Below are 26,563 nucleotides of genomic sequence, written 5' to 3' on the forward strand. Positions count from 1 at the left end.
ATTCCGGCGCCTTGGGGTGTAAGACATGATCTCGAAGAATCGCTGGCTCGGCGCGACGGCAGTCGTGGCGATGAGCACGCTCGCCCAGCCCGCGCTAGCGCAGGTGCAGACTTTCAACATCCCCGCGCAGGACGTCACCGGCGCGGTGCGGCTGTTCGCGCGCCAGGGCGGCGTGCAGATCATCGTGGCGGGCAGCGTCGGCGGGGGCCGGCGGATCAACGCGGTGTCGGGCAAGCTGCCGGTCGACGAGGCGCTGCAGCGAATGCTCGCACATACCGGTCTCGCCGCGCGCAGCACCGGCCCCGGCCGCTACGTGATCGTCGCGGAAGAACGCCCGGCGCAGACTAGCCAGGCCGAGCCGGACACGGTGGAGGTACCCGCCGACATCGTCGTCACCGGCTTCCGCGCCTCGCAGCGCGAAGCCGTCGCCGAGAAGCGCGCCGCGGACAATGTGATCGAGACGCTCCACGCCAACGATGTCGGCAAGCTGCCCGACCAGAATGTCGCCGAGGCGATCAAGCGCCTGCCCGGCCTGTCGGTCGCCAACGACCAGGGCGAGGGCCGCTATGCGATCGTCCGCGGCATCGATCCCAGCCTGCTCAACGTGACCCTCTACGGCCAGACGCTGCCCGCGCCCGAGCCCGCGGGCCGCCAGGTGAAGCTGGACGATCTGCCCTCGGCGATGATCCAGTCGGTCGCGGTCACCAAGTCGCTGCTCGCCAGCCAGGACGCCAACGCCATCGCCGGCGAAGTCGCGATCCGCACCCGCACCGGCTTCGACAGCGTGAAGCCCTTCTTCCTCGATGCGCGCGCGGCGCAGGGCTGGTATTCGCTCAACCACAAGGTGCCGTACGAGCTGGACGCCACGCTGGGCGGCCGCTTCGGTGCGCAGGAACAGTTCGGCGCGGTGGTCTCGGTCAACTATTCCGATCGGCCGATCCAGAGCGAGAATTACCAGGGCTCGACCGCCTTCAACGCCGCCGGCGTGCCCGACGGCAACGGCCTGCGCGAGTACAATCTCACTCGCAAGCGGCTGGGCGTGGTCGGCAATTTCGACTGGCACGCGAGCGACTCGGTGAAGCTGTACCTGCGCTCCAGCTATTCGAAGTTCGAGGATCACGAGACGCGGGACCAGAACCGCGTCGCGGTCACCAGCTTCACTGCGCCGCTCAAGGGCACCGGCACGATCCTCGTCCGCCGCCGCAACGAGAACGACAACACCAAGTCGGTGACGCTCGGCGGCGAATTCGGCGAGGTCGCGGGCGGCACGCTGGAAGTCTCGGGCAACTGGACCCGCGCCGAGAAGGACGATCCGCTGCGCAGCGAGTTCACCTTCACCACCGCCAAGGGCGCGCTGACGCTCAACTATGATCCGTCGACCTACCCCTACACGCTGGCACCGACCACCGCGGCGTTCGCCACGCCGTCGCTGTTCACCTACAGCAAGGTCAATTTCGACCAGCGCAGCACGTACGAAGAGCTGTGGCAGGGCCGGTTCGACTATAGCCACGACCTCGCCATCGGCGACGGCTCGACCTTCAAGCTCGGCGGCAAATATCTCAGCCGCGAGAAGGTCAACGATCAGAACAAGACCAATTACAAGACCGGCAGTGCGAAGTGGACGCTGGCCAACCCGATCGGCTATCCCGGCGACAGCGATTTCTACGACGGCATGTTCGGCTTCGGCACGCGGATCAACTATGACGCGGCCAAGGCCTATTTCGATGCCAATCCGAATGCCGTTGCCGTCGACAAGACCTCGACGATCAGCGACACGCTGGCCAACGACTTCGGCGTGAAGGAAAAGATCGCCGCGGGCTATGTGATGGCGACGCTGCAGTTCGGCGGGCTCACCCTCGTGCCGGGCGTGCGCGTCGAGCATACCGAGGATGACGTGAAGGCCAAGCTGGTCAATGCGGCCTCGACGCTGACCGACGGCTATAACATCTTCGGCCATACCAGCTACACCGACGTGTTCCCGGGCGTGAACGCCAAATATGCGCTTGCCCGCAACCTGCTGCTGCGCGGCGCGGTGACCACCTCGATCGGCCGGCCCAACTACGCCAATCTCGCGCCCTATGTGCTCGTCGACACCAGCGATCCCGCAGTGGCGGCGCTCTCGCTCGGCAATCCGGGGCTCAAGCCCTATCGCGCGGTGAACTATGACGCGGCGCTGGAATATTATCCGGCGGCGGGGTCGATCCTGTCGGCCGGGTTCTTCCACAAGCAGATCGACAACCCGATCTACAGCAATACCAGCCGCCAGACCAACGTCACCGCCGCCAACGTCACCTATGCGGCAGCCAACGTCACCACCCTGCTCAATGCGGATTCGGAGCAGGTCACCGGCGTCGAGGGTAACGTGCAGGTGCAGTTCACCTTCCTGCCGGGCGTGCTGAGCGGCTTCGGCGTGTCGGCGAACTTCACCCATGTGTGGGGCCATGCCAATGCCGGCGCGATCCGCGCAGGCGACGTGCCGCTGGCCTATCAATCGAAGAATGTCGGCAATGCCCAGATCTTCTTCGAGAAATACGGGCTGAGCGCGCGCGTGGCGTTCAACTATCGCTCCTCCTATCTCGACACGATCGCGACCACCGCCGCCGCCGACCAATATACCGACGGCAACGGCCAGCTCGACCTGCACCTGAGCTATCAGGTGACGCCGCAGTTCACGCTGTTCGGCGATGCGATCAACCTCACCGACGCGCCGTGGCGGCGCTATATCGGCACCCGCACCCAGTTGGTCGAGCGCGAGCGCTACGGCACCCAGCTGCGCGGCGGCGTGCAGATCCACTTCTAAAGGAAGGCCAGACGATGAAACTGCGGATCGGATTGGCGCTGACCCTCGCGCTCGGTTCTACTGCGATTGCCGAGGCGCGCGCCGCCGATCCGCTGGTGGTAGACCGCGTCGTGCTGCTGATGCGGCATGGCGTGCGCCCGCCCACCAAGGCCCCGGCGATGCCCCCCGAGGTGACGCCCGAGCGCTGGCCCACCTGGCCGACCAAGCCGGGCTGGCTCACGCCGCACGGTGCAGCGGCGGTAGCGCAATTGGGCGCAGCGGACGGCACCACGCTGCGCTTCCACCGCCTGCTCCCCGCCAAGGGTTGCCCGGTGCCGGGGGCGGTTCGCATCGTCGCCGACAGCGACCAGCGCACGATCGAAACCGCCAGGGCTTGGTCGGCGGCGCTGACGCCCGGCTGCACCCTCGCCATCGACCACTACGCGCAGGACGTGCCGGATCCGCGCTTCAACGCGATCGAATCGGGCAAGGCGCCGCTCGATCCCGCCAAGGCCGATGCGGCGGTAGCGGCCGAAGTCGGGCCCGGCGGGTTCGCCGCGCTCGATGCGCGCTACCGGCCCCTGCTGGCGCGGATCGACACCATCCTGTGCGGCACCAAGCGTCCCGGCTGCGGCGTGTCGGGCACCCCCACCGGCCTCGCCCCCGCGCGCGCCGACAAGCGCCCCAAGCTGACCGGTGCGATCGACCGCGCCTCCACTGCCGCGCAGATCCTGCTGCTCGAGGCGGCCGAGGGCATGCCGATGGCACAGATCGGCTGGGGTCGCGCGACGCTGGCGGACGTGACCGCGCTGGGCGAATTCCACGCGCTCGAATTCCGCATCCTCGCCCGTCCCCGCCCGATCGCGGCGGCGAATTTCGCGGGGTTGGCCGAGATCGTCCGCGAAGGGCTGGCGGGTAGTGGCCCGAAGGTGACAATGATCTCCGGCCACGACACCAATATCGCCAATCTCGGCGGACTGTTCGACGTGCACTGGCAGGTCCCCGGCTTCGCCGCCGACGATCCGGTGCCCGGCGGCGCGCTGCTGCTGGAGCGGCTGCACGACCGTGCGGGCAGGCGCTATGTCCGCCTCCGCTACCGCGCGCAGACGCTGGAGCAGCTCCGCACCGCAGCACCACTCGGTCTAAACGGCCCGCACGACCGGATTCTTCGCGTACCGGGGTGCAACGCACGCGGCGTTGCAGGGTTGTGTACCCTGGACGAGGCGCTCGCCAAGCTCGGCTGAGACAGTCCCGCATATCTCCCGTGTTGCATGGCACCATCGTTTCGCCCATCACCGCGGCCGAGAAAGGGAAGCAGCTGTGGCCAGCCTTGCCGAGGCGGGATTGTTTGATGCGGGCACGATCGCCGATCGCTGGATCGCCGACTATTGCGGCCATGCACCCGCCGGCGATGTGCTGTGCGCCGAACGCGGCGCCCCCTGGAGCGGGCTGTTCGAGGAACTGGCGGGGCTTTCCGGCGACGGGCTGACGATCGCCCGCGAACGCGCGCATCGCCATGCCGAGGATATCGGCACCGGCTATCGCATCGGCGACGAGGGCGACGAGCGCCCCTGGCCGCTCTCCCCGGTGCCGCTGCTGATCGACCAGGCCGAATGGCGCGGCATCGAGACCGGCGTCGCTCAGCGCGCCGAGCTGATGGAGCGGCTGCTCCAGGACCTGTACGGCCCGAACCAGCTGATCGCCGACGGGCACCTGCCCGCCGCGCTGCTCACCGGCAGCCCCTTCTTCCTGCGCCCGCTGACCCATTTGACCCCGCCGGGCGGCCATCACCTCCATTTCGTCGCCTTCGACCTGTGCCGCAGTCCGGACGGGCATTGGCGCGTGCTTGCCGACCATCTCCGTGCGCCCGCCGGCGCCGGCTATGCGCTGGAGAACCGGCTGGCGATGGCGCGCACGCTGGGGGGCCTGCAGGGTCGGCTCAACATCGAGCGCCACGCCCCCTTCTTCGCCGCCTTCCGCGACGGCATCGCCGCCGCCTGCCGCCGCGCCGAGCCGCGCATGGCGCTGCTCACCCCCGGCCGCTTCACCGCCAGCTATGCCGAGCAGGCGCATCTCGCCCGCTATCTCGGTTTCCTGCTGGTCGAGGGTGCCGATCTCGCGGTGCTCGACGACCGCGTCTACGTCCGCACGATCGCCGGGCTCAAGCGCGTGGATGCGCTGTGGCACCGGTTCGACCCGCGCTATCTCGATCCGCTCGCGCTCGATTCGCATTCGAAGATCGGCGTCGCCGGGCTGATCGACGCGACCGTGGCGGGCAATGTCGTGATCGCCAATGCCCCGGGCGCCGGGCTGCTCGAAGCTCCTGCCTTCGCCGCCTTCCTGCCGCGGCTGAGCGAGATCCTGCTCGGCGAGTCGCTGCGCCTGCCCAATATCGCGACCTGGTGGTGCGGACAGTCGGCCGAAGCGGCGCATGTCGCGGCCAATCTCGACCAGATGGTCGTGGCCCCCGCCTTCGGCACTCCGCCGCTCGGCCTGCCCGAGGGCAAGGCGGTGCTCGGCGCGCATCTCGACGAGGCCGCACGGGCGGCGCTGCGCGACGACATGACCCGGCGGCCGCAGGATTATGTCGGGCAGGAAGTCGTCTGCCTCTCGACCATGCCCTTCGTCGCCGAGGACCGGCTGGCGCCCCGCCCCTTCACCCTGCGTGTCTTCGCCGCGCGCGATGCTGCGGGTGCCTGGACGGTGCTCCCCGGCGGGTTCGCGCGAATCGGCGACCATGCCGATGCCCGCGCCGCGGTGATGGGCGAAGGCAGCTGGTCGGCGGATGTGTGCATCAACGGGCCCGATCCGGTCGCGCCCGTGTCGCTGCTCCCCTCGGGCGATTCGACCCAGCTGCGCCGCAATCCGGGCACGCTGCCCAGCCGGGTGGCGGACAACATGTTCTGGCTCGGTCGCTATCTGGAACGCGGCGAGGCGCTGCTCTCGGTGCTGCGCGTGCTGCTCGGCCACTCGATCAGCGCGGATACCGGCGCGGCGCTTTCGGCGGAGACGGTGGACCGGCTTGCGCAGCTGGTGGTCACCGCAGGCGCAGCGCCCGCCCCCCGCGGCCTTAAGCGGCAGGACCTGACCCAACTCGCCCGCACCGCGCTCGAATCGACTGAGGGCTGGACCAGCGTCCGCGCGATCAACCGCCAGGCGCGCTCGATCGGCGCGGTCTCGCGCGACCGGCTCTCAGCCGACATGATCCGCCTGCTCGATGCGCCCTTCCCCGAGCGCGGGGTGCTGCTCGATCGCGCCGGCTCGCTCCAGCGGCGCTATTCGGCGCTGGCGGGGCAGGCGGGCGAGCATATGGGCCGCACCGATGCGTGGCGCTTCCACGATCTCGGCCGCCGCATCGAGCGCGCGCTGGCGACGATCGGTTTCCTGCGCGCGCTCGGCGGCGCCCAGGCGACCGCCGACGATCTCTCGACGCTGCTCGACCTGGCCGACAGCCAGATCAGCTATCGCCAGCGCTATCTGACCGGCATCGCCCGGGTGCCGGTGCTCGACCTGCTCGCGCTCGACCCCGGCAATCCGCGCGGCCTCGCCTTCCAGGCCGCAGCGATCTCGGCGCACCTCAACGCGCTGCCGGTGCTGTCCGACGACGGTCTGGCCGAAGCCCAGCAGGAACAGGCCCGCAGCATCGCCGCCACGCTGGTCACCGCGCGCGCCACCGCGATCGACGATGCCTGGTTCGGCGATCTCCAGTCGCGGCTGTGGAGCCTTTCCGAGGCGATCGCCCGCCGCTATTTCCTCCACGGCGCCGAGCCGCTGCGCGCGGCGGGGCTCGTCCTCGCATGATGCTCTACGGCATCCGCCATGTGACGCGGTTCGACTACGACCAGCCGGTCGCCTTCGCGCGCTGCAATCTGCGGCTCAAGCCGATCCTCTGGTCCGGTCAGATGATCGAGGAATATGCGCTGAGCGTGCAGCCGGGCGGGCGCACCTATCCGGCACGCGCCGAGGCCGGGCTCGCCAATGTCGTGCGGCTGCTGGTCGAGCATGATGCGAGCAGCCTGACGATCGAGAGCCGCGCCCGCGTCCGCGTCGACCGCCAGATCCCGATCCCCGCCGCGAGCGACCCGACCATAGCCCAGATCGCCGCCTGGGCGCGCGACAGCCGCGATCCCACGCCGGCCGGCCCCGCCGCGTACCTCTTCCCCTCGCCGCTGATTCCGCTGGACCGCAGCATCGCCGCCTGGTGCGCGGAAGAGCTGCGGCAGGATCGGGGCATCCTCGAAGCCGGGATCGCGCTGGCGCAGCGGATCCAGCGCGACTTCGCCTTCGATCCCACCGCGACCTTGGTCGACACGCCCCCGCACGAGGCGTTCGCCAAGCGGGGCGGCGTCTGCCAGGATTTTGCGCAGATCATGCTCTCCGGTCTGCGCGCCGCCGGGCTGCCCGCCGCCTATGTCTCGGGCTATCTGCGCACCCTGCCGCCGCCGGGCCAGCCGCGGCTGGTGGGCGCGGATGCCACCCATGCCTGGGTGCTGCTCTGGTGCGGGCCGGACCTGGGCTGGGTCGGCGTCGATCCCACCAACGGCATCTGGATGGCCGAGGATCACATCGTCATGGCGATCGGCCGCGACTATGCCGACATCGCCCCGATCGACGGCATCGTGCTCGGCTCGGGCGCGCAGGCGATGCATGTGTCAGTGGATGTCGAGCCGCTGGAAGTGGCTGCGGGGTAGACCTTATCCCGCGATCAATGCTCCACCGGGCCCTTGTCGCCGAAGTTCAGGCGGCGGGTGACGTTATAGTCGAGCACCGCCATCACGAAATACGCGCCGAACTGCTTCACCCGCGTCCACCAGCCGGTCCGCGCCTTGTAGAGTTCGGGGGTGATCCGCTCGGACTGCGCGATCTCGCCATCGACATAGCTGCGGACATGTGCGGCGAAGGCCGGGTCTTGGACGCGCAGCATCAGCTCCAGGTTCAAGAACATGCTGCGGATGTCGAAATTGGCCGAGCCGATATGGACGACATCGTCGATGACATAGAGCTTGGTGTGCAGCTTGGTCGGCTGATATTCGTAGATCTCCACCCGCTTGCGCAGCAGCCCGGCATAGGTGAAGCGCGCCGCCCAGATCGCCGCGGTGTGATCGAGCTTCGCGGGCAGTACCAGCCGCACCTGCCCGCGCCGCCCAGCCTTGTCGAGCCGGCGCAGCATCGCAGGACTCGGCGCGAAATAGGCGGCGATCAGGTCGAGCCGGTTCGCCCGCTCCATGTCGTGCTTCACCACCCGCGCCCAGGGCGAGAGCCGCCGCATCGGGCCGCCGAGCAGCCAGCGGGTCTCGCCTTCGGGCTCGCTCCACGCTTTCAGGGTGCGTCCGAGCGAGCGGAGCGTCGCTCGCGGGCGCTTGGCCCAGGCGGCGAGCGAATCGAAATAGCCGGTCAGTCGCTCCGCCGCCGGACCTTCGACCAGCAGCCCCATGTCGCGCCACGCCTGCTCGGCGACGGTGCCGAAATAGCTCGATTCGATGTTGAACCCGCCGACGATCACCCGTGCCTCGTCGGCCAGCGCCAGCTTCTGGTGGTTGCGCAGCAGATAGCGCCGCCCCCAGCGCGGCACGAATCGGCAGACTTCGACGCCGGCGGCGTGGAGCGGCTCGAAGAAATCGTTGCTCTCGGCATGCTCGCTGCCGAGCCCGTCCACGATCAGATAGACGCGCACGCCCCGCGCGGCCGCGTCGAGCAGCGCCTGGCGCACCGCGGCGCCGGCTTCGTCGTCGAGATAGATATAGTAGAGCACCCGCAGCGTCCGCTCGGCACCCGCGATCAGCGCCAGCAGCGCACGCATCCGCTCGGGCCCTTCTGGCAGCAGCGTCAGCCGGTTGCCGTCGACGGTGAAGCTTGGCTGGGCGAGCGGCGGCATCGCCGAGGCATGCCCGGTAGCCACGCCCTCGGCAAGCGGTTCGGGATCGGCATAAGGTGCCATCGAGCGGGAAACCTCCGGTGGGTGAACCTGCGTAACGATCGAAGCCGCGTCGCGCTCCCTCGCACCGCCATGGCGGGCTTTTCTTGACATTTGCGGGCTCGGCCCCTAACTGGCCGGTCTTTCCCGGCCCTGACATCTAAGGAAGAACAGGATGGCGCGCGTCACTGTCGAAGATTGCGTCGACAAGATTCCGAACCGGTTCGACCTGGTGCTGTTCGCCGCCCAGCGCGCGCGGCAGATCTCCGGCGGTGCCGATCTGACCATCGATCGCGATCGCGACAAGAACCCGGTCGTCGCGCTGCGCGAAATCGCCGAAGAGACCGTGCGTCCCGACCATCTGCAGGAAGCAGTGGTGTCGAGCCTGCAGCGCGTCCGTGTCGACGACGAGGATGCACCCGACGAGATCGGTTCGATCCAGGCCCAGGCCGAGGCGCTCCGCCTCACCGCCGCAGCCCCGCCGCGCAACCAGAATCTGGGCGGCGACTACGAGGGTTGATCGCCTTCGATCGAACGACGTACAAAGGGGCTGGCGGCGACGCCGGCCCTTTTTGTTTCAGGCACCGATCCGGGCGCGGATGGTGGCGTCGTCGAGCTGCTCCAGCGTGAGCAGCGCGGCGTAGGGGTCGCCGTTCAGCCCCAGTACCTGCGCGAAGGCGGGCTCGGTCTTGGCGCCCGCGTGCCGGCGCGCCATCACGGCAGCGCGCAGCGGTTCACCGCCCAATGCGAGCAACCGCTGCTCGATCGCGAAATGCCGCCAGCCGAGTTGCTCGGCAACGGGGCGGGCTTGGCCGAACAGCTCGAACAGCCAACCGCCACAGTGGAAGCGTGCGACGATAGGGCGATCGCTGCCCTGCCACTGCCACATCGCGAAACCGCGCAGGTCACGATAGGCCGCCCAGACCGCCGCGGCGAAAGCCACCGGGTCTGGCGCATGGCAGAGGATGTCGATGTCGCTGTCGGGCAGGTCGAGGCCGAGTGGCGGGGTGCCTGCAACGTGCGGGTCAAATGCAACGAGCCGGGTGAGCACGCCGCTTTGCACGAGCGCTTCGCTGTACGCTGGCCTCGTCATGGCGTGCCCCTTGCCCCGTCCTCGCCTGGCGGGGGGTCTATTCCTGTTCTTCCTCGCCGGCGCTCTCCGCCCGGCCCTTGAAGCCCTGCGCCACCACATACCATTCTACCGAGCCCTTGCGGCTGGCGGGCGGCTTGGCGTGCTTCACCGTCGTGAAGGCGCGCTTCATTTCCGCGATCAGCGCCGAATCGGCACCGCCCGCGAACACCTTGGCGACGAAATCGCCGCCCGGTGCCAGCGTCTTGAGCGCGAAGTCGAACGCGGTCTCGACCAGCGCCATGGTGCGCAGCGCATCGGTCTGCGGATGGCCGACGGTGTTCGCCGCCATGTCCGACAGGATCAGGTCCGGCGCGCCGCCGAGTTCCTCGATCAGTCGATCGGGTGCTGCATCGTCCATGAAGTCCATCTGGAGCAGCGTCGCGCCCTCGATCGGATCGACCGGCAGCAGGTCGATGCCGACCACCGCCGCCTTGGGCAGCACGCGGCGCACCACCTGCGTCCAGCCGCCCGGCGCGACGCCGAGATCGACCACCCGCTTGGCGCCCTTCAGGAAGCCGAACTTCTCGTCCAGCTCGGTCAGCTTGTAGGCCGCGCGGCTGCGATAGCCTTCGGCCTTGGCGCGCCGCACATAGGGGTCGTTCAGCTGGCGCTCCAGCCAGCGCGTCGATTGCGCCGTACGGCCGCGCGCCGTGCGCACGCGAACATGGCCGCGGCCACCGCCCCTGCTCATCGCTTCTTCCTCACAACCTTATAAGGGCGCGCCGCCGATCAGCCGCCGCAAGATGCCTTCGCGAATGCCGCGATCGGCGATGCCTAGCCGCTCGGCGGGCCAGATGTCGAGGATCGTCTCCAGGATCGCGCAGCCCGCCGAGACGAGATCGGCGCGTTCGTTGCCGATGCACGGCACCTGGGCACGCTCCTTGACGCTCATCGCGGCGATTCGCGCGCTCACCTCGCGCATCGCGGCGCTCGGCACGATCAGCCCGTCGACCGCCGAGCGATCATAGGAGGCAAGCCCCAGATGCACGCTGGCGAGCGTCGTCACCGTGCCGCTGGTGCCGAGCAGCCGGCGCGTGCCTTTCGGCTGGCGCAGCCGCGCAACGAAGGGCGCGAAGCTCTCCCGTACCCGCGCCCGCATGTCCGCATAGGCAGCCGCCCGGGCATCGGCGTCGATCGCCTTGCTCTGCCCGGTCGCCTCGCTCAGCGACACCACGCCCCAGGGTGCGCTGTGCCAGTCGAGAATGCGCGGGATCGGCGCATGCGAATCGACCAGCACCAGCTCGGTCGAGCCGCCGCCGATGTCGAACACCAAAGCCGGCCCGTCGCCGGGTTCCAGTAGCGCATGGCAGCCGAGCACGGCCAGCCGCGCCTCTTCCTCCGCCGTGATGATGTCGAGCGCGATGCCGGTCTCGCGATAGGCGCGTTCGATGAATTCGGCGCCGTTCTCGGCCTGGCGGCAGGCCTGGGTCGCTACCGAGCGGGCGAGCGCCACGTTGCGGCGCTTGAGCTTGTCCGCGCAGATGCGCAGCGCGGCGAGCGTCCGCTCGATCGCGGCATCGGACAGGCGGCCGGTCGTCGCCAGACCCTCGCCCAGGCGGACGATTCGCGAAAACGCATCGATCACCGCGAAGCCCGATCCTTGCGGACGCGCGATCAGCAGCCGGCAATTGTTCGTACCCAAGTCCAGCGCGGCATAATGGCGCGCTTCGGGCCAACGCGGTGCCGGCCCTTTCGCGGCCGGCGGCGGCGCAGGGCGGGCGGCGGAAACGCGCCTCCCGCGGGGCATTCTGGCGGAGCCATCCCCCATAAAATCAACTCACTTATCTTCTTCCGTCACCGAACCAAAACGGCTCGGCCGGTGCTTGGATGCGAGGCTAGACGAGCAAAGATGGCAGCGCAAGGCGAGCGCGCGATTGCGCGTTGACAGGGCCGCTGCATCCCCCTATCTGGCGCGACCTGTCTGGTGCCCCGTCGTCTAAAGGTAAGACTACGGACTCTGACTCCGTCAATTGAGGTTCGAATCCTCACGGGGCATCCAAGCAGCTTCCGACATCGTGATACATCGCATTCGGGCGCCGCGATCCGCGCTCCGTTGCAAAGAGACGTTTGCGGTTCGAATCAGGCCAGGACCGGCCGCCGCGTCGCCATCCAGCCATAGCCGAACAGCAGCACCAGCGCGCCCGCGGCCACCAGATAGGGCAGCGCGCCCCAGAATTCGTACATCGCCACGCCGATCGAGGGGCCCAGTACAAAGGCCGCGCCGTTGATCGAGGTCACTCGCCCCGCCACCGATCCCTGCGCATGCGGCCCCACTGCAAGCGACGCGCCGGCGGTAAATCCGGGCCGCGCAAAGCCCATCCCCAGGGCGATCGTGGCGTAACCGAGCGCGATGCCGTACAGCGAGCCCGCCATCGCGGTCATCCCGCAGCCGACCGCCCCCAGCGCCGCACCCGCCAGGATCAGCGCGCGCGGCTTGAGCTCCAGCAGCGGGATCAGCCCCCATTGGACGAGCAGCGAGGCGCCCGCGCCGATCATCAGCACCAGCCCCGTCGGCTCCAGCGCGGCGGCGGGGGCGAGGGCCAGCCGGTCGATGATCAGGAAGCCGATCGCCTGGCCGGTCATCGCCTGGGCATGGCCGGTGACGAGCCCGGCGATCATCCACGGGCGCACCCGCGGATCGAAGGTGCGGATATGCTCGACATGCTCGCCCATCGCGGCCGTCACATTGGCGCCGGTGCCCTGCCCGCCGATCGAAGGATAGCTGGGGGCGGCGCCATGCTCGATCGCACCCGAGGTGGCCGGCAGCAGCCGCAGCACCGCGACCATCAGCACCAGCCCGACGAGGCTGGCGGCGAAGGCAGGGCCGGACAGGCCGATCAGCGGGCCGCCGGGCCAGAGATGGCCCATGACGAGATAGGGCGCCACCGCCGGCCCCAGGATCGTCCCCAGCCCGAAGGCGGAGGCGAGCAGGGTCAGCGCCTTGGTGCGCTCCTCGCGGCTGGTGCGCGCGGCGACGATCGCCTGCACCGCGGGCGGCGCGGCGGACCCGAATCCGCCATAGAGCATGCGGCCCACCACGAAGGCGGCGAAGGTGGCGAAGGGGCTCAGCACGCCGTTGATGCCGAGCGCGAGGCACAGCCCGCACAGCCCGAGCGAGGCGGTGAAGCCGGCAGTGCCGAGCAGCACCATCTTGCGCCGCCCCGCCCGCTCCGATCGATTCGCCCAATAGGGCGCAGTCAGCATCCACAGCAGCGCGGAAACCGAGAAGACCGCCGCCACCGCGCTGTCCGCGGCGTGCAGCTCGCGGCCGAGCGCGGGGAGGATCGATTGCAGCGCGGTGTTGCCCGCGGCGATCATCAGCATCACGCCGAACAGCAGCGCGAAGTCGCGATCGATCGCGCGGCTCATGCCCGGCGCCACCGATAGCCGCGCTCGACCCGCGTGACGATCACCTCATACCAGTCGTACCAGCGCTCCCGCCCCTTCGCGCGGATCGCGGCGTGCTCGGGATGGTCGCGCCAGGCGACCGCGCTGGCATCGTCGGCCCAATAGCTGATGGTGATGCCGACGCCCGCGTCCACCCGCTGCGATTCGACGCCGCAATAGCCGGGTTGCTGCGCCGCGAGCACGTCCATCGCGGTCGCTGCCTCTGCATAGCCTGCATCGTCTTCGGCGGTGCGCTTCGATACGAACAGCACCGCGATCTGGCCGGTACGATCCTCTCCCATACAGGAATCGTAGAAGGGACTCAGCGCTTTGCAATCCGTACGAGCCCTGCGAGAGCATGCCCGGATGATCACCGACTGGCATTTCTATGCGCTCGCCGTGCCCGCCGTGCTGCTGCTCGGCCTGTCCAAAGGCGGGTTCGCCGGCATGGGCGCGCTGTCGCTGCCGCTGCTGGCGCTCGCGATCGATCCGGTGCGCGCCGCCGCGATCACGCTGCCGATCCTGATCCTGCAGGACGTGGTGAGCGTCTGGGCGTTCCGCCGCACCGTCGACTGGCGGCTGCTGGCGTGGATGCTGCCGGGATCGATGGCGGGAATCGCGCTCGGCTATGGCTTCGCCGCGAGCGTGTCGCCGGTGCTGGTACTGGCGGCGGTGGGGGCGATCTCGATCCTGTTCGGGATCTATCGGCTCTGGGCGAGCGGCCGGTCGACGCCAGCGGTGGCAGCGCGCTGGCCCGAATGGGTAGGCAGCCTGTTCGGTATCGCCTCGGGCTTCACCAGCCAGATCGCCCATGCCGGGCAGCCGCCCTTCCAGCTCTGGGTGCTGCCGCGCGGCCTGCCACGCGACCGGCTGGTGGGGACAACCGCAATCTTCTTCGCGGCGACCAACTGGATCAAGGTGCCCGCCTATTGGGCGCTGGGGCAGTTCACGCCCGCGAACCTGCTCACCTCGGCGGCGCTGTTCCCGCTGGCACTGGGGTCGACGCTGGCGGGCGTGTGGCTTGTGCGGCGGGTGTCGCCCGAGCGCTTCTACACGGCGATCTATGTGCTGATGATGGCGGTGGGGGGTGCGCTCGTCTGGGAAGCGGTGGCAAAGGCAGCCTCCTAAGCCCCTCCCCTTCAGGGGAGGGGTTTGGGGTGGGGCAGGGTCTCACCGAGACCAACGAAGGTTCTGGAATCCCTCCACCCCAACCCCTCCTCCAAGGAGGAGGGGCTTAGAAGAAAGGCTCAATCGAACAGGCTCGAAACCGAGCTTTCGTCGGCGATGCGCCGGATCGCCTCGGCGATCAGCGGGGCGATGGTCAGGTGGCGGACCTTCTCGCCCTCCGCGACGATCTCGTGATTGCCGATCGAATCGGTGATCACCAGCTCGCGCAGCTCGGACTTGGCGACGCGCGCCATCGCCGCGCCCGAGAGCACGCCGTGCGTGCAATAGGCGACCACGTCCTCGGCACCGGCGGCTTTCAGCGCCGCCGCGGCGTTGCACAGCGTGCCAGCCGAATCTACGATGTCGTCGATCAGGATGCAGAAGCGGCCCTTCACCTCGCCGATGATGTTCATCACTTCCGATTCGCCCGGACGCTCGCGCCGCTTGTCGACGATCGCGAGCGGCGCGTTGTCGAGCCGCTTGGCGAGCTGGCGCGCACGCACCACGCCGCCGACGTCGGGCGAAACGACCATCCACTGCTTGTCGATGAAGCGCGTCTGGATGTCGGCCGACATCACCGGCGCCGCGAACAGATTGTCGGTGGGAATGTCGAAGAAACCCTGGATCTGGCCGGCATGCAGGTCGACCGAGAGCACGCGGTTGGCGCCCGCGGTGGTGATCAGGTTGGCGACCAGCTTGGCCGAGATTGGCGTGCGGGGCCCGGGCTTCCGGTCTTGGCGGGCATAGCCAAAATAGGGGAGCACCGCAGTGATCCGCTTGGCCGACGCGCGACGGAGCGCGTCGATCATGATCAGCAGCTCCATGAGGTTGTCGTTCGCCGGATAGCTGGTCGACTGGAGCACGAACACGTCCTCTCCGCGGACATTCTCGAGGATCTCGACGAAGATCTCCTCGTCGGCGAAGCGGCGGACGTTCGCCTGGGTGAGCGGAATCTCCAGATAGTCGGCGATGGCGCTCGCCAGCGGCAGGTTCGAATTGCCGGCCATGAGTTTCATAGGTGCGTGGCCTCCCGTGCCGCGTCGCGATGTCCCGATGCTCGCGCCCTTTAGTGCGACGTTTCCGTGACGCAAAGAGGGCATCGCCGCTTCCCCCTGTGCCAGCGCTGCACCCGCGGGACTTTACGTGGGCAATGTGACGTTGTACCATCACCTTCATCCGGCATTCATAGACCGGTGTTGGAGAAGGAGTGCAAGGTGATGCATGCCGATACCCGCTATCATGCAAATGCACCGCGTTCGGTCAGCTTCGGGGCTGCGCTAGCCATCAATGGGGCGATCCTCGCGGGAATGATTTTCGCCGCGCCAAATATCGTGGTGCTCAAGGACCCGCCGGTAGTGATGAAGCCGATCGACGTGCGCGACCCGCCGCCGCCCCCGCCGGAGGATGAGGCGAAACCGGTGGAGAAAATCCAGCCGCGCACCTCTGCGCCGCCGGTCGCGCCCAAACCGCTGGTGGAGTCGAACAGTACCACGAACATCGAAACCACGACGAAGATCACCGATACCCTGCCCCCGATCGAAAAGCCGACCGATCCCGGCCCGATCCGCACGATCGATCCGCCCAAACCGATGCCCCTGCTGGTCGGCCCGACCACCGATCCGCGCTACGCGCAGGATTTCCAGCCCGAATATCCGGCGCAGGAAATGCGCGCCCAGCGCGATGGCCTCGTCACCCTGCGCGTGCTGATCGGCACCGACGGCCGCGTGAAGGTAGTGGAGCCGGTCAGCGCCACCAGCGACGCCTTCTTCGCCGTCACCAAGCGCCAGGCGCTCGGCAAATGGCGCTTCCGCCCGGCCAGCCGCGGCGGCGTGCCTGAGGAAAGCTGGAAGACCATGACCGTGCGATTCCGGATCGAAGACGCCCGCTGATCGCCCTCCGATCGCAGCGGCGTGGACGCGGGGGCTGGCCCTGGAGCCCCCGCGTCCCTATCTTTGGCCACCGATGACCTTCCTCAAGTACATTTCGCCGCTCAAGGCGCTGCGCGACCTCCGTGGCTATCTCGCGACGCGCAAGAAGCACGAGCTCTGGTTCATGATGCTCGCATTGGCGATCACCTTCGGCATCATCGTGGTGTTCGTGAAGGATTCGCACGTGCCGGTGCCGTACAAGAAGAACATCATCTACGTGGACAGCTGGCCGATCACCCGCACCGAGGCGGAGATTCGCGAGAAGCAGAAGGTCGACGAGGCCAAGCGCCAGGAAGAGGAAGCGGCCTTCCTCGATCGCCAGAAAAAGCGCCAGGCCGACTTCAAGAAGTACGACGACTGGCTTGAGAAGCACGGCATTTGAGCGACGCGCGCTGGATGGCGGTGGCGCTCGGGCTGGCCGAGCGCGGCATGGGCCGGACGGCGCCCAACCCGAATGTCGGCTGCGTGCTCGTCCAGGGGGGCCGCGTCGTCGGGCGCGGCTGGACTCAACCCGGCGGGCGCCCGCATGCCGAGGCGATGGCGTTGGCAGAGGCCGGAGAGGCCGCCCGCGGCGCCACCGCCTATGTCACGCTCGAGCCCTGTGCGCATGTCTCGACGCGCGGGCCCGCTTGTGCGGACCTGCTGGTCGCGGCCGGCGTCGCCCGCGTGGTCGCCGCGCTGCGCGATCCTGACCCGCGCACCGACGGCACCGGCTTCGCGCGATTGGAAGAGGTCGGCATCGCCGTCGAATCGGGCCTAATGGAAACCGAGGCACGCCGCAGCATGGCCGGCTTCCTCACCCGCCTTGCCAGGGGCCGCCCGCACGTCACCCTCAAGCTCGCCACCTCGCTCGACGGCCGCATCGCGCTGTCGACCGGCGAGAGCAAGTGGATCACCGGCCCCCAGGCCCGCGCCCATGTCCATCTCGAACGCGCCCGCCATGACGGCATCCTGGTCGGCCGCGGCACCTTCCTCGCCGATGTCCCGAAGCTGGACGTGCGGCTGCCCGGCCTCGCCGATCGCGCGCCGCGCCGCATCCTGCTCTCCTCCACCGGCCCCACCCCGCCGGGCTGGGAACGCATCGCCGACATCGCCGACATTCGCCACCTGTCGGGCATCGACACGCTGATGGTGGAAGGCGGTGCCAAGGCGGCTACCGCGTTCCTGCGCGCCGATCTGGTCGACCGGCTCCTCCTCTACCGCGCGCCGATCCTGCTCGGCGGCGGCAAACCCGCGGTCGAGGCATTCGGCCTCGCCGCATTGTCCGAGGCGCATGATCGCTGGCGCCTGCTGGACTCTCGTATGCTTGGCAGCGATCGGTTCGAGGTCTACGAGCGCAACTGATGTTCACCGGAATCGTAAGCGATGTCGGCACGATCGACGCGGTAGAGCGCCAGGGCGACCTGCGCGTGCGCGTGGCGACGGCCTATCCCACCCATGAGATCGATCTCGGCGCCTCGGTCGCCTGTTCGGGCGTGTGCCTGACGGTGGTCGACAAGGGCCCCGGCTGGCTCGACTTCGACGTGTCGGGCGAGACCGTCTCGCGCACCGCCGACGACCAGTGGACCGCCGGCCGCAAGCTCAACCTGGAGCGCGCGCTGCGGCTGGGCGACGAGCTGGGCGGGCACATCGTCACCGGCCATGTCGACGGCATCGGCCGGGTGAAGCTCATTGAGGCGATCGACGGCTCGCACCATGTCGTGATCGCGGCGGGTCCGGAGATCGCGCCGTACGTCGCGCCCAAGGGCTCGATTACCGTCGACGGCGTATCGCTGACGGTCAACGCGGTGGACGACACGCCCGAGGGCGTCGAATTCCACCTCAACATCATTCCCCACACCGCCGCGGTCACCACCTTCGCCACGCTGGCGGAAGGCCAGGCGGTCAATCTGGAGATCGACGTGCTGGCGCGCTATCTTCAGCGCATGGAGGCATTGCGTGCCAAAGGCTGAACTCGCCGCGCTCAAGCACGGCTTCCTCTCCTCGCCCGAGGAGCTGATCGACGAGGCCCGCAACGGCCGGATGTTCATCCTGGTCGATGACGAGGATCGCGAGAATGAAGGCGATCTGATAATCCCGGCGCAGATGGCAACGCCGGATGCGATCAACTTCATGGCCAAATATGGCCGCGGCCTGATCTGCCTGGCGATGACCAAGACGCGTGTCGACCAGCTCGGGCTCGAGCTGATGAGCCGTGCCAACGGCACCCGCCACGAAACGGCCTTCACCGTCTCGATCGAGGCCAAGGAAGGCGTGACCACCGGCATCTCCGCTGCCGACCGCGCCCGCACCATCTCGGTGGCGATCGACAGCACCAAGGACCGTGCGGACATCGTCACCCCGGGTCATGTCTTCCCGCTGGTCGCCCGCGACGGCGGCGTGCTGGTCCGCGCCGGCCATACTGAGGCGGCGGTGGACGTCGCCCGCCTCGCCGGGCTCAACCCCGCCGGCGTGATCTGCGAGATCATGAAGGACGACGGGACGATGGCGCGGCTCGACGATCTCGTCGGCTTCGCCCAGCTCCACAACCTCAAGATCGGCACGATCCGCGACCTGATCGCCTATCGCCGCCGCCACGACCATCTCGTCGAGCAACGCGCCGAGGCGACCTTCACCAGCGAATGGGGCGGCGAGTGGCGCGCGCTCACCTTCTGGAACAAGGCGACCGGCAGCGAACAGGTCGCGCTGGTCAAGGGCCGGATCAATCCCGACAAGCCCACGCTGGTCCGCATGCACGCGCTGTCGCCCTTTGCCGATGTGTTCGGCGAGGGCGGTCCGCGCGGCGGGCTGCTGCGCCGGTCGATGGAGATCATCGGCAAGGAAGGCGCCGGCGTGATCGTGGTGATCAACCGCCCCCGCCCCGACGGCTATACCGTCGCGCTGCAGACCCGCAGCGGCGCGATCCCGCCCAAGGACATGGACGAGCTGCGCGATTACGGCGTCGGCGCGACCATCCTCACCGAACTCGGCGTGCAGGAGATGATCCTGCTCTCCAACACCCATCACACGCTGATCGGGCTCGACGGCTACGGCCTGTCGATCGCCGGCACGCGGCCCATCGATTCGGAGCAATAATGGCCAACATCCTCATCGTCGAAGCGCGCTTCTACGAGCATCTCAACGACATGCTGATCGCGGGCGCCAAGGCCGCGATCGAGGCGGCGGGCCACAAGGCCGAGGTAATCACCGTGCCGGGCGCGCTGGAGATTCCGGGCGCGGTCGCGCTTGCGGCGGACAGCGGCCGCTATGACGCGTTCGTCGCGATCGGCGTGGTGATCCGCGGCGAGACCTATCATTTCGAGATCGTCGCCGGCGAAAGCGCGCGCGGGCTGATGGCGCTGTCGATGGACGGCGTCGCGATCGGCAACGGCATCCTGACGGTGGAGAACGAGGCGCAGGCACTGGTCCGCGCCGATCCGAAGCAGAAGGACAAGGGCGGCGAGGCCGCCAAGGCGGCGCTGGCGATGCTGGCGCTCAAGGCCAAGTTCGGCTGATGCAGGTGCCGGTGCTCGAAACCGAGCGCCTGATCCTGCGCCAGCACGACGCTGGCGATTTCGAGGCATGGGCCACCTTCCATGCCGATCCTGACGTCATGCGGTTCCTGGGCGGCGTGCAGCCGCGCGGGACTGCGTGGCGCAGCCTGTGCAGCATGGCGGGCGCCTGGACGATCCGCGGCTTCTCGATGTTCGCGGTGATCGAGCGCGCGAGCGGCCGCTGGATCGGCCGTATCGGCCCGCACTCTCCCGAAGGCTGGCCTGGGCTGGAAGTCGGCTGGGGCCTGGCGCGGGAAGCGGCCGGCAAGGGCTATGCCCGTGAAGCAGCCATCGCCGCGATCGACTATGCGATCGATGTGCTCGGCTGGGACGAGGTGATCCACACCATCGATCCCGAGAATACCGCGTCGATCCGACTCGCCCAGGCCCTCGGCGCCGACAATGGGGGGCCAACCCAGCTCCCGGCCCCGCTCGAGCATCTGCGGGTCGATCGCTGGGCGCAGACCGCCGAACAATGGCGCGCCCGCCGCGCGGCGCTGGGCTGACGCGATGGACATGCCCCCCTCTCGCTATCGCGTCGAAGAGCGGGGCCGGCGGCTGGTCGTCATCGATCGCAAGACCGGACGCGAAATTTCCCACACCAAATCGCCCCTTCCGCATGCGGGAGGGGTCGGTGGAGGGAATGACCGTGCCGGGCGACGTCGTCGGTCGGGAGAAGCCCCTCCCCCCTCCCTTTCTGCAAGCGGAAGGGGTGCAGAGGGCTGGAAATTCGGCCTCAAGCAGGCGCGCGCCACGCCGGACAGCTTCGTCACCCGCAGCTGGTTCGACGCCAAGGCGCCGCGCACGATCAAGCTCAACTATACCGCCCATTCGCGGCTGGCGACGCTGCGCTTCGGCGGGGCTATCCTGATCGCGCTGCTGGTGACCGGGACCTTCCTGTTCTGGCCCTGGTTCCCCTTCACGCTCGCGGCGGTGCTGACCCCACCCAAGACGCGCGAGCGTCTCCGCGAGGCCAGCACCCGCTGGATCGACGGGTTCGATCAGGCCGACGGAAGCGCCAGTTCGTCCACGGTCGGATAGTCGGTATAGCCCTCCGCCCCGCCGACGTAGAACAGTTCCTCGCGCTGCGGGTTGAGCGGCAGCCCTTCGCGCAGACGGCGCGGCAGGTCCGGATTGGCGAGGAAGGTCCGGCCGAACGCAATAGCGTCGGCCTCGCCCGCATCGAGCGCGGCCTGGGCGCTTTCCGCATCATAGTCCGAGTTGAGCGCCAGCACGCCACGATAGACCTTGCGCATCACCGGGTGGATCGGCGGCTGGTCGGGCAGGCCCCGGCTGCCGCCCGGACGCGGCTCGCGCATCTCGAGGAACGCCACGCCGATCTCGTCGAGCGCAGCGGCCGCGGCTTCGAAGAGCGGCGCCGGGTTGCTGTCATTAACGCCCTGCACCTCGCCATTGGGCGAGAGACGCACGCCGGTGCGATCGGCGCCGATCGTGTCGACGACGCGCTGGCTCACTTCGCGAAGCAGGCGGATGCGGTTCTCGATCGAGCCGCCATATTCGTCCTCGCGAAAGTTCGAATTGTCGCGGAGGAACTGGTCGATCAGATAGCCATTGGCGGCGTGGATCTGCACCCCGTCGAAGCCGGCGCGGATCGCGTTTTCCGCCGCGCGGGCATAGTCGTCGAGGATGCCGGGGATCTCGTCGATGCGGAGTGGGCGGGCCTGGGTGTAGGGCCGCTTTATCTCGCCAGCATCCTCCCCCGCATAGGTGCGGACGCTGCCGGGCGCAGTGGTCGCCGAGGCGGAGACCGGCGGCTCGCCGCCCAGGAAGTCCGAATGCACCAGCCGGCCCATGTGCCAGAGCTGCGAGACGATCTTGCCGCCCGCTTCGTGGACCGCCGCGGTGACCGGCTTCCATGCCTCGACCTGCTCGTCGCTCCAGATCCCGGGGGCATAGGCCCAGCCAAGCCCCTGCTGACTGATGCCGGTCGCCTCGGTGATGATCAGCCCGGCGCTGGCGCGCTGGCGGTAATAGTCGACCATCACCGGCGTCGGCACATGGCCGCGGGTCGAGCGGCCGCGGGTGAGCGGCGACATCCACACGCGATTGGCGGCGTGGATCGCGCCGAGCTGAATCGGATCGAACAGGCTGGGCATCGAAATTCCTTTTGCAGCTTGTGACTTCGCACAGATAGGGCGCTACAGGGCGCCATGCAGCGCAACGCACCGACAACAAAAACTACCCCGACACGAAGCCATGTTGCGACCGCGCTCGTCGCAGCGTTGATCGCGAATGCCGCGCTCGCCACGGGACCGTTGTTCGTGCGGATGGCGGATGTAGGGCCGGTCTCTGCGGCATTCTGGCGGCTGATCATCGCGACGCCCATCCTGTTCGCGGCGGCGACGGCGATGGGCGAAAAGCCGCTCGCGCTGGCACGCGGGCGCTGGTGGATCCTCGGCATCGCCGGGGTGGTGTTCGCGCTCGATCTGGCGAGCTGGCACGTCGGCATCGTCCGCACGACGCTCGCCAACTCGACGCTGTTCGGCAATTCGGCCTCGCTGATCTTTCCGATCTACGGCTTCGTCGTCGCGCGCGCCTGGCCGAGCAAGATGCAGGGCGCGGCATTGCTGCTCGCGGCGCTGGGCGGCGCGCTGCTGCTCGGGCGCTCGGCCGAACTCTCCTCGCGGCATTTGGCGGGCGACCTGTTCTGCCTCGCCGCCGGCGTGTTCTATGCGGTCTATTTCGCGCTGATGGCGCGGGTGCGGGTGTCGCTCGGGCCGGTACCGGCGCTGGCCCTGTCCTCGCTCGCCACCATTCCGCCGCTGCTGGTGATCGCGCTGGCGATGGGCGAGCAGATCGTGCCGCACCTGTGGTGGCCGCTGCTCGCGCTCGCCATCGTCAGCCAGCTGATCGGGCAGGGCTGCATGATCTATGCGCTGGGCCACCTCTCGCCGCTGGTGATCGGCATCGCGCTGCTGGTGCAGCCGGCGGTGGGCGCGGCGCTTGGCTGGATCATCTTCGACGAGAAGCTCGGCGGCGCCGACCTGGTTGGCGCGGCGCTGGTCGCGGCGGCGCTGGTGCTGGTGCGACAGGGCGCGGTACGGCCCAAGGGGTAGGCGGTTGCCGGGGCGCGGCTTCGCGCCTAGATCAGCATCTATGGATCTCGCCGACGCCACCCTCGACGAACTGCGCGCGGCGCTCGCGCCGTCGCTTGCCGCCAACGCCGCCTTCGACGGCTGGAACGCGCGGGCGCTCGACGCCACTGCCGACGGCATGGGCGTCGACCGCGACGTGGCGCGACTCGCCTTTTCGGACGGCCCGCTGGCGATGATCGACGCCTGGTTCGCGCATATCGACCGCGCGATGCTGGACGAGCTTTCGCCCGAGACGCTGGCGGGGATGAAGATCCGCGCGCGCATCACCGCGCTGGTCGAAGCGCGGCTGGCGCTGCTCGCCCCCTATCGCGACGCCCTGCGCCGGGCGCTGGCGATCCTTGCCATGCCGCAGAACCTCGCGCGGGCCAGCAAGCTCGGCTGGCGCGCGGCCGACGCGATGTGGCGCGCGGCGGGCGACACCGCCACCGATTACAACCATTATACCAAGCGGATGACGCTCGGCAGCGTCTATGCCGCGACCATCGCCGTGTTCGTGCAGGACGAGAGCGAGGAATGGGCAGACACCCGCGCCTTTCTCGCGCGGCGAATCGAGGGGATCATGCGGTTCGAAAAGGCCAAGGCCGGGTTTGTGAGCCGCACCACCAACCGGCCGAGCCTCTCCCGCTTCATCGGCCGCCTGCGCTACCCGGCGATCTGATCGCTAGGCGACGGAGCATCCCCAATTCGTCACCCCGGCGAAAGCCGAGGTCCATTGAGGTCTCCGTAGCCGCTCTTCCTTCAGCGAAGTGGCAAATGGATCCCGGCTTCCGCCGGGATGACAACGTGTGGGACGCGGCGGATTAGGGCCGCGCCGGGCTCCCGCGCTCGGCGACCATACGCTCGCCGTCGATGGTGATCGGGCTGGCGAGGCCCGGCAGCCCGTCGCGCACGATCGCCATGCCGCGGGCGATGACCTGCGGATCGGCGAACACCTCGTCGACGCGGTTGATCGGCCCAGCGGGCACGCCCTGCGCCTCCAGCGCTTCGTAGAGATCGGCCTTCGCCCAATCGAGGATCGCGCGGGCGAGCTCCGGGATCAGCGCATCGCGATTCGTGACACGCGCCGGATTAGTGGCGAAGCGCGGATCGCCCGCCAGATCGAGACCGAGGATCGCGCACAGCTTGGCGAACTGCGTATCATTGCCCACCGCCACGATCAGCTCGCCGTCGCGACAGGCGAAGGCCTGGTAGGGCACCAGATTCGCATGGCCATTGCCCATGCGGTGCGGCACCTTGCCGCTCGCCATCCAGTTGAGCGCCTGGTTGGCCAGCACCGCCACCTGGGTATCGAGCAGCGCCATATCGATATGGGCACCCGCGCCCTCGACATCGCGGCGGCGGAGCGCGGCGAGGATCGCCACCGCCGAATAGACGCCGGTGAAGATGTCGGCATACGCGACGCCCGCCTTTTGCGGCGCGCCGTCGGGATCGCCGGTGAGGCTCATCGCCCCGCCCATGCCCTGGATGATGAAGTCATAGCCGGCGCGCGCCGCATAGGGCCCGGTCTGGCCGAAGCCGGTGATCGAGCAGACGATCAGCCGCGGATTGGCGGCCCGCAGGCTGGCCGCGTCGAGCCCGTACTTCACCAGCCCGCCGACCTTGTAGTTCTCGATCACCACATCCGCATCAGCGATCAGCGCCCTGGCCGCCGCCTGGCCCTCGGACGTGGCGATGTCGATGCCGATGCTCGTCTTGCCGCGGTTGCAGGCGTGGAAATAGGCGGCGTCGCGGTTCTCGCCCTCGGCATCGTGGAGGAAGGGCGGACCCCAGTGGCGGGTATCGTCCCCTGCCCCCGGCCGCTCGACCTTCACCACCTCGGCCCCCAGATCGGCGAGCAGCTGCCCGCACCAGGGTCCCGCAAGGATCCGGGCAAGCTCGACGACCTTGATGCCGGCGAGCGGCTTCACGGGCGGCGGATCGCGTAGACGACGTGATCGGCGAAGACCTGGCCGCCACCGCGATGGTTGCGCCCCGGGATCAGCTCCCCGCCGATCTTGGCCATCGCCCCGCGCGACCGGACATTATGCTCGCCGACCAGAAACACCACCGTGCCGACAGTGCGGTGGATATGGTCGAGCATCAGCCGCTTGACCTCGCGGTTATAGGTGCCGCCCCAATAGGCGCGGGCGAGGAAGGTCCAGCCGATCTCGATCTCGTCCTCCTCCGGCACGTGATGGTCGTAGCGGCTGGAGCCGATGATCGCGCCGGCCGCCTTGTCCTCGATCGCCAGCCCGCCCCCGCAGGCCAGCGCCTCGGCGAAGAACTGGCGGAATACCGGCTCCTGCCAGCGATCCGGCCGCGGATGGACTTCCCAGATCAGCGGATCGGAGGCTACCGCATAGAGCGCCTCCCAATCCTCTGCGACCAGCGGCCGGATGCGGACGAGATCGCCCTCCAGCACCGGCTGCCGATCGGGCGCCATCAGAACGCCGCGATGCCGGTGATCGCCCGGCCGAGGATCAGCCCGTGCACGTCGTGCGTGCCCTCATAGGTGTTCACCGTCTCAAGGTTGATCGCGTGGCGGATCACGTGGAATTCGGCCGAGATGCCGTTGCCGCCATGCATATCGCGCGCGACGCGGGCGATATCGAGCGCCTTGCCGCAATTGTTGCGCTTGATGATGCTGATCGCCTCGGGGCTCAGCGTGCCCGCGTCGAACATTCGCCCGCAGCGTAGCGCCGCCTGCAGCCCGAGCGCGATCTCGGTCTCCATATTGGCGAGCTTGAGCTGGACCAGCTGGGTCGCGGCGAGCGGCCGGCCGAACTGGTGGCGATCCAGCGTATATTGCCGCGCGGCATGGAAGCACGCCTCGGCCGCGCCCATCGTGCCCCAGGCGATGCCGTAGCGCGCGCGGTTGAGGCAGCCGAACGGGCCCTTCAGCCCCTGGACGTTGGGAAGCAGCGCGTCTTCGCCCACTTCCACCCCGTCCATCACGATCTCGCCCGTGACCGAGGCGCGCAAGCTCAGCTTGCCCTCGATCTTGGGGCTGGTGAGGCCCTTTATGCCCCGTTCGAGCACGAAGCCGCGGATCGCGCCGTCATGCGCATCGCTCTTCGCCCAGACGACGAACACATCGGCGATCGGCGAATTGGTGATCCACATCTTGGCGCCGGTGATCCGGTAGCCACCGTTGATCTTCTCGGCGCGGGTGCGCATGCCGGCGGGATCGGAGCCGGCATCCGGTTCGGTCAGGCCGAAACAGCCGACCCACTCGCCGCTCGCGAGCTTTGGCAGATACTTCCGCCTTTGCTCCTCGCTGCCGTACGCATGGATCGGGTGCATGACGAGCGAGCTCTGCACGCTCATCGCCGAGCGATAGCCCGAATCGACCCGCTCCACTTCGCGCGCGACCAGGCCATAGGCGACATAGCCGAGGCCGGCGCCGCCATAGGTTTCGGGGATGGTAGGCCCGAGCAGGCCCAGCGTGCCCATCTCGGCCATGATCTCGCGGTCGAAGCGTTCCTCCAGATAGGCGGAGGTGACGCGCGGGAGAAGCTCGCCCTGCGCATAATCGCGTGCGGCGTCGCGCACCATCCGTTCCTCGTCGGTAAGCTCGCCGTCGAGCCCGAACGGATCCTGCCAGTCGAACCGGCCCATGTCTGCCATT

27 protein-coding genes and 1 tRNA gene are annotated in these 26,563 nt (G+C 68.7%); 17 read left to right on the forward strand and 11 right to left on the reverse strand.

Annotated elements, in window-relative coordinates; translation table 11 throughout:
• Window positions 1-25: 25 nt before the first annotated feature.
• The 4 genes from ABIC35_RS13645 (at window position 26) to ABIC35_RS13660 (ending at window position 7,470) form a co-directional block, all read left to right on the forward strand.
• A complete protein-coding gene (locus ABIC35_RS13645; protein ID WP_121072634.1) occupies window positions 26-2,800 on the forward strand; it encodes a TonB-dependent receptor in 2,775 nt (924 codons plus the stop codon).
• Between the two features lie 14 nt (window positions 2,801-2,814).
• A complete protein-coding gene (locus ABIC35_RS13650; RefSeq protein ID WP_183049269.1) occupies window positions 2,815-4,023 on the forward strand; it encodes a histidine-type phosphatase in 1,209 nt (402 codons plus the stop codon).
• Between the two features lie 76 nt (window positions 4,024-4,099).
• Window positions 4,100-6,580 carry a circularly permuted type 2 ATP-grasp protein gene (locus ABIC35_RS13655; protein ID WP_121072636.1) on the forward strand — a complete coding sequence of 827 codons (2,481 nt, stop codon included), beginning with the start codon at window positions 4,100-4,102 and terminating at the stop codon, window positions 6,578-6,580.
• Window positions 6,580-7,470: a transglutaminase family protein gene (locus ABIC35_RS13660; protein WP_121079010.1), complete on the forward strand. Its 891-nt coding sequence runs from the start codon at window positions 6,580-6,582 to the stop codon at window positions 7,468-7,470. Before ABIC35_RS13655 ends, ABIC35_RS13660 begins: the two co-directional genes overlap by 1 nt.
• A gap of 14 nt (window positions 7,471-7,484) precedes the next feature.
• Here the strand turns inward: ABIC35_RS13660 and ABIC35_RS13665 are convergent, their stop codons facing one another.
• Window positions 7,485-8,717 carry a phospholipase D-like domain-containing protein gene (locus ABIC35_RS13665; protein WP_183049270.1) on the reverse strand — a complete coding sequence of 411 codons (1,233 nt, stop codon included), beginning with the start codon at window positions 8,715-8,717 and terminating at the stop codon, window positions 7,485-7,487.
• A gap of 151 nt (window positions 8,718-8,868) precedes the next feature.
• Between ABIC35_RS13665 and rpoZ the strand changes: the two genes are divergently transcribed.
• A complete protein-coding gene (gene rpoZ, locus ABIC35_RS13670) occupies window positions 8,869-9,213 on the forward strand; it encodes a DNA-directed RNA polymerase subunit omega (protein ID WP_121072638.1) in 345 nt (114 codons plus the stop codon).
• A 57-nt stretch (window positions 9,214-9,270) separates the two neighbouring features.
• Here the strand turns inward: rpoZ and ABIC35_RS13675 are convergent, their stop codons facing one another.
• From ABIC35_RS13675 to ABIC35_RS13685, 3 genes are read right to left on the reverse strand one after another with little or no spacing between them, the layout of a single operon-like run.
• Window positions 9,271-9,786 (reverse strand): DUF4269 domain-containing protein, encoded by a 516-nt coding sequence (locus ABIC35_RS13675; RefSeq protein ID WP_121072640.1) that lies wholly within the window; start codon window positions 9,784-9,786, stop codon window positions 9,271-9,273.
• 37 nt (window positions 9,787-9,823) lie between these two features.
• Window positions 9,824-10,516: an RlmE family RNA methyltransferase gene (locus ABIC35_RS13680; RefSeq protein WP_121072642.1), complete on the reverse strand. Its 693-nt coding sequence runs from the start codon at window positions 10,514-10,516 to the stop codon at window positions 9,824-9,826.
• An 18-nt stretch (window positions 10,517-10,534) separates the two neighbouring features.
• Window positions 10,535-11,593 (reverse strand): Ppx/GppA phosphatase family protein, encoded by a 1,059-nt coding sequence (locus ABIC35_RS13685; protein WP_436286780.1) that lies wholly within the window; start codon window positions 11,591-11,593, stop codon window positions 10,535-10,537.
• Window positions 11,594-11,750: 157 nt separating this feature from the next.
• Here ABIC35_RS13685 and ABIC35_RS13690 point away from each other — a divergent pair.
• Window positions 11,751-11,824 (forward strand) — tRNA-Gln (locus ABIC35_RS13690).
• 80 nt (window positions 11,825-11,904) lie between these two features.
• Here ABIC35_RS13690 and ABIC35_RS13695 read toward each other — a convergent pair.
• Together ABIC35_RS13695 and ABIC35_RS13700 are read right to left on the reverse strand one after the other, a co-directional pair.
• Complete coding sequence (locus ABIC35_RS13695; RefSeq protein WP_121079014.1) at window positions 11,905-13,194, reverse strand: MFS transporter; 1,290 nt, start codon at window positions 13,192-13,194, stop codon at window positions 11,905-11,907.
• On the reverse strand, window positions 13,191-13,514 hold the full coding sequence (locus tag ABIC35_RS13700; RefSeq protein WP_121072646.1) for an antibiotic biosynthesis monooxygenase family protein: 324 nt from the start codon (window positions 13,512-13,514) through the stop codon (window positions 13,191-13,193). Before ABIC35_RS13700 ends, ABIC35_RS13695 begins: the two co-directional genes overlap by 4 nt.
• A gap of 64 nt (window positions 13,515-13,578) precedes the next feature.
• Between ABIC35_RS13700 and ABIC35_RS13705 the strand changes: the two genes are divergently transcribed.
• Entirely contained in the window at window positions 13,579-14,340 is a 762-nt protein-coding gene (locus ABIC35_RS13705; protein WP_121072648.1) for a sulfite exporter TauE/SafE family protein, read from the forward strand.
• Window positions 14,341-14,459: 119 nt separating this feature from the next.
• Here the strand turns inward: ABIC35_RS13705 and ABIC35_RS13710 are convergent, their stop codons facing one another.
• On the reverse strand, window positions 14,460-15,395 hold the full coding sequence (locus ABIC35_RS13710; protein ID WP_121072650.1) for a ribose-phosphate pyrophosphokinase: 936 nt from the start codon (window positions 15,393-15,395) through the stop codon (window positions 14,460-14,462).
• 201 nt (window positions 15,396-15,596) lie between these two features.
• Between ABIC35_RS13710 and ABIC35_RS13715 the strand changes: the two genes are divergently transcribed.
• From ABIC35_RS13715 to ABIC35_RS13750, 8 genes are all read left to right on the forward strand, one after another.
• A complete protein-coding gene (locus ABIC35_RS13715; protein ID WP_121079016.1) occupies window positions 15,597-16,268 on the forward strand; it encodes an energy transducer TonB in 672 nt (223 codons plus the stop codon).
• A gap of 73 nt (window positions 16,269-16,341) precedes the next feature.
• Entirely contained in the window at window positions 16,342-16,689 is a 348-nt protein-coding gene (locus ABIC35_RS13720; RefSeq protein WP_121072652.1) for a hypothetical protein, read from the forward strand.
• A 14-nt stretch (window positions 16,690-16,703) separates the two neighbouring features.
• Window positions 16,704-17,651 carry a bifunctional diaminohydroxyphosphoribosylaminopyrimidine deaminase/5-amino-6-(5-phosphoribosylamino)uracil reductase RibD gene (gene ribD, locus ABIC35_RS13725; protein WP_121072654.1) on the forward strand — a complete coding sequence of 316 codons (948 nt, stop codon included), beginning with the start codon at window positions 16,704-16,706 and terminating at the stop codon, window positions 17,649-17,651.
• A complete protein-coding gene (locus ABIC35_RS13730) occupies window positions 17,651-18,259 on the forward strand; it encodes a riboflavin synthase (protein WP_019369068.1) in 609 nt (202 codons plus the stop codon). The genes ribD and ABIC35_RS13730 overlap by 1 nt, the downstream gene beginning before the upstream one ends.
• Window positions 18,246-19,382, forward strand: coding sequence for a 3,4-dihydroxy-2-butanone-4-phosphate synthase (gene ribB, locus ABIC35_RS13735; RefSeq protein ID WP_121072656.1), 1,137 nt, complete (start codon window positions 18,246-18,248; stop codon window positions 19,380-19,382). Before ABIC35_RS13730 ends, ribB begins: the two co-directional genes overlap by 14 nt.
• Window positions 19,382-19,801: a 6,7-dimethyl-8-ribityllumazine synthase gene (ribH, locus tag ABIC35_RS13740; protein ID WP_093296194.1), complete on the forward strand. Its 420-nt coding sequence runs from the start codon at window positions 19,382-19,384 to the stop codon at window positions 19,799-19,801. Before ribB ends, ribH begins: the two co-directional genes overlap by 1 nt.
• Complete coding sequence (locus ABIC35_RS13745; RefSeq protein WP_121072658.1) at window positions 19,801-20,346, forward strand: GNAT family N-acetyltransferase; 546 nt, start codon at window positions 19,801-19,803, stop codon at window positions 20,344-20,346. Before ribH ends, ABIC35_RS13745 begins: the two co-directional genes overlap by 1 nt.
• Before the next feature lie 10 nt (window positions 20,347-20,356).
• A complete protein-coding gene (locus ABIC35_RS13750; RefSeq protein ID WP_354278485.1) occupies window positions 20,357-20,881 on the forward strand; it encodes a hypothetical protein in 525 nt (174 codons plus the stop codon).
• Here the strand turns inward: ABIC35_RS13750 and ABIC35_RS13755 are convergent.
• On the reverse strand, window positions 20,842-21,957 hold the full coding sequence (locus ABIC35_RS13755) for an alkene reductase (RefSeq protein WP_121072660.1): 1,116 nt from the start codon (window positions 21,955-21,957) through the stop codon (window positions 20,842-20,844). The genes ABIC35_RS13750 and ABIC35_RS13755 overlap by 40 nt on opposite strands.
• Window positions 21,958-22,011: 54 nt before the next feature.
• Between ABIC35_RS13755 and ABIC35_RS13760 the strand changes: the two genes are divergently transcribed.
• Both ABIC35_RS13760 and ABIC35_RS13765 read left to right on the forward strand, forming a co-directional pair.
• Window positions 22,012-22,917 (forward strand): DMT family transporter, encoded by a 906-nt coding sequence (locus ABIC35_RS13760; protein WP_121072662.1) that lies wholly within the window; start codon window positions 22,012-22,014, stop codon window positions 22,915-22,917.
• Between the two features lie 40 nt (window positions 22,918-22,957).
• On the forward strand, window positions 22,958-23,614 hold the full coding sequence (locus ABIC35_RS13765) for a COQ9 family protein (protein WP_121072664.1): 657 nt from the start codon (window positions 22,958-22,960) through the stop codon (window positions 23,612-23,614).
• Between the two features lie 142 nt (window positions 23,615-23,756).
• On the opposite strand, the gene ABIC35_RS13770 is transcribed toward ABIC35_RS13765, so the two are convergent.
• The 3 genes from ABIC35_RS13770 to ABIC35_RS13780 are packed head-to-tail and all read right to left on the reverse strand — an operon-like array spanning window position 23,757 to window position 26,562.
• Complete coding sequence (locus ABIC35_RS13770) at window positions 23,757-24,863, reverse strand: CaiB/BaiF CoA transferase family protein (protein WP_121072666.1); 1,107 nt, start codon at window positions 24,861-24,863, stop codon at window positions 23,757-23,759.
• Entirely contained in the window at window positions 24,860-25,378 is a 519-nt protein-coding gene (locus ABIC35_RS13775) for a GNAT family N-acetyltransferase (protein WP_121072668.1), read from the reverse strand. The genes ABIC35_RS13770 and ABIC35_RS13775 overlap by 4 nt, the downstream gene beginning before the upstream one ends.
• Complete coding sequence (locus ABIC35_RS13780) at window positions 25,378-26,562, reverse strand: acyl-CoA dehydrogenase (RefSeq protein WP_121072670.1); 1,185 nt, start codon at window positions 26,560-26,562, stop codon at window positions 25,378-25,380. Before ABIC35_RS13780 ends, ABIC35_RS13775 begins: the two co-directional genes overlap by 1 nt.
• Window position 26,563 lies beyond the last annotated feature (1 nt).

This window comes from Sphingomonas trueperi, from assembly GCF_040545965.1.
GTDB classification, from domain to species: domain Bacteria; phylum Pseudomonadota; class Alphaproteobacteria; order Sphingomonadales; family Sphingomonadaceae; genus Sphingomonas; species Sphingomonas trueperi_C.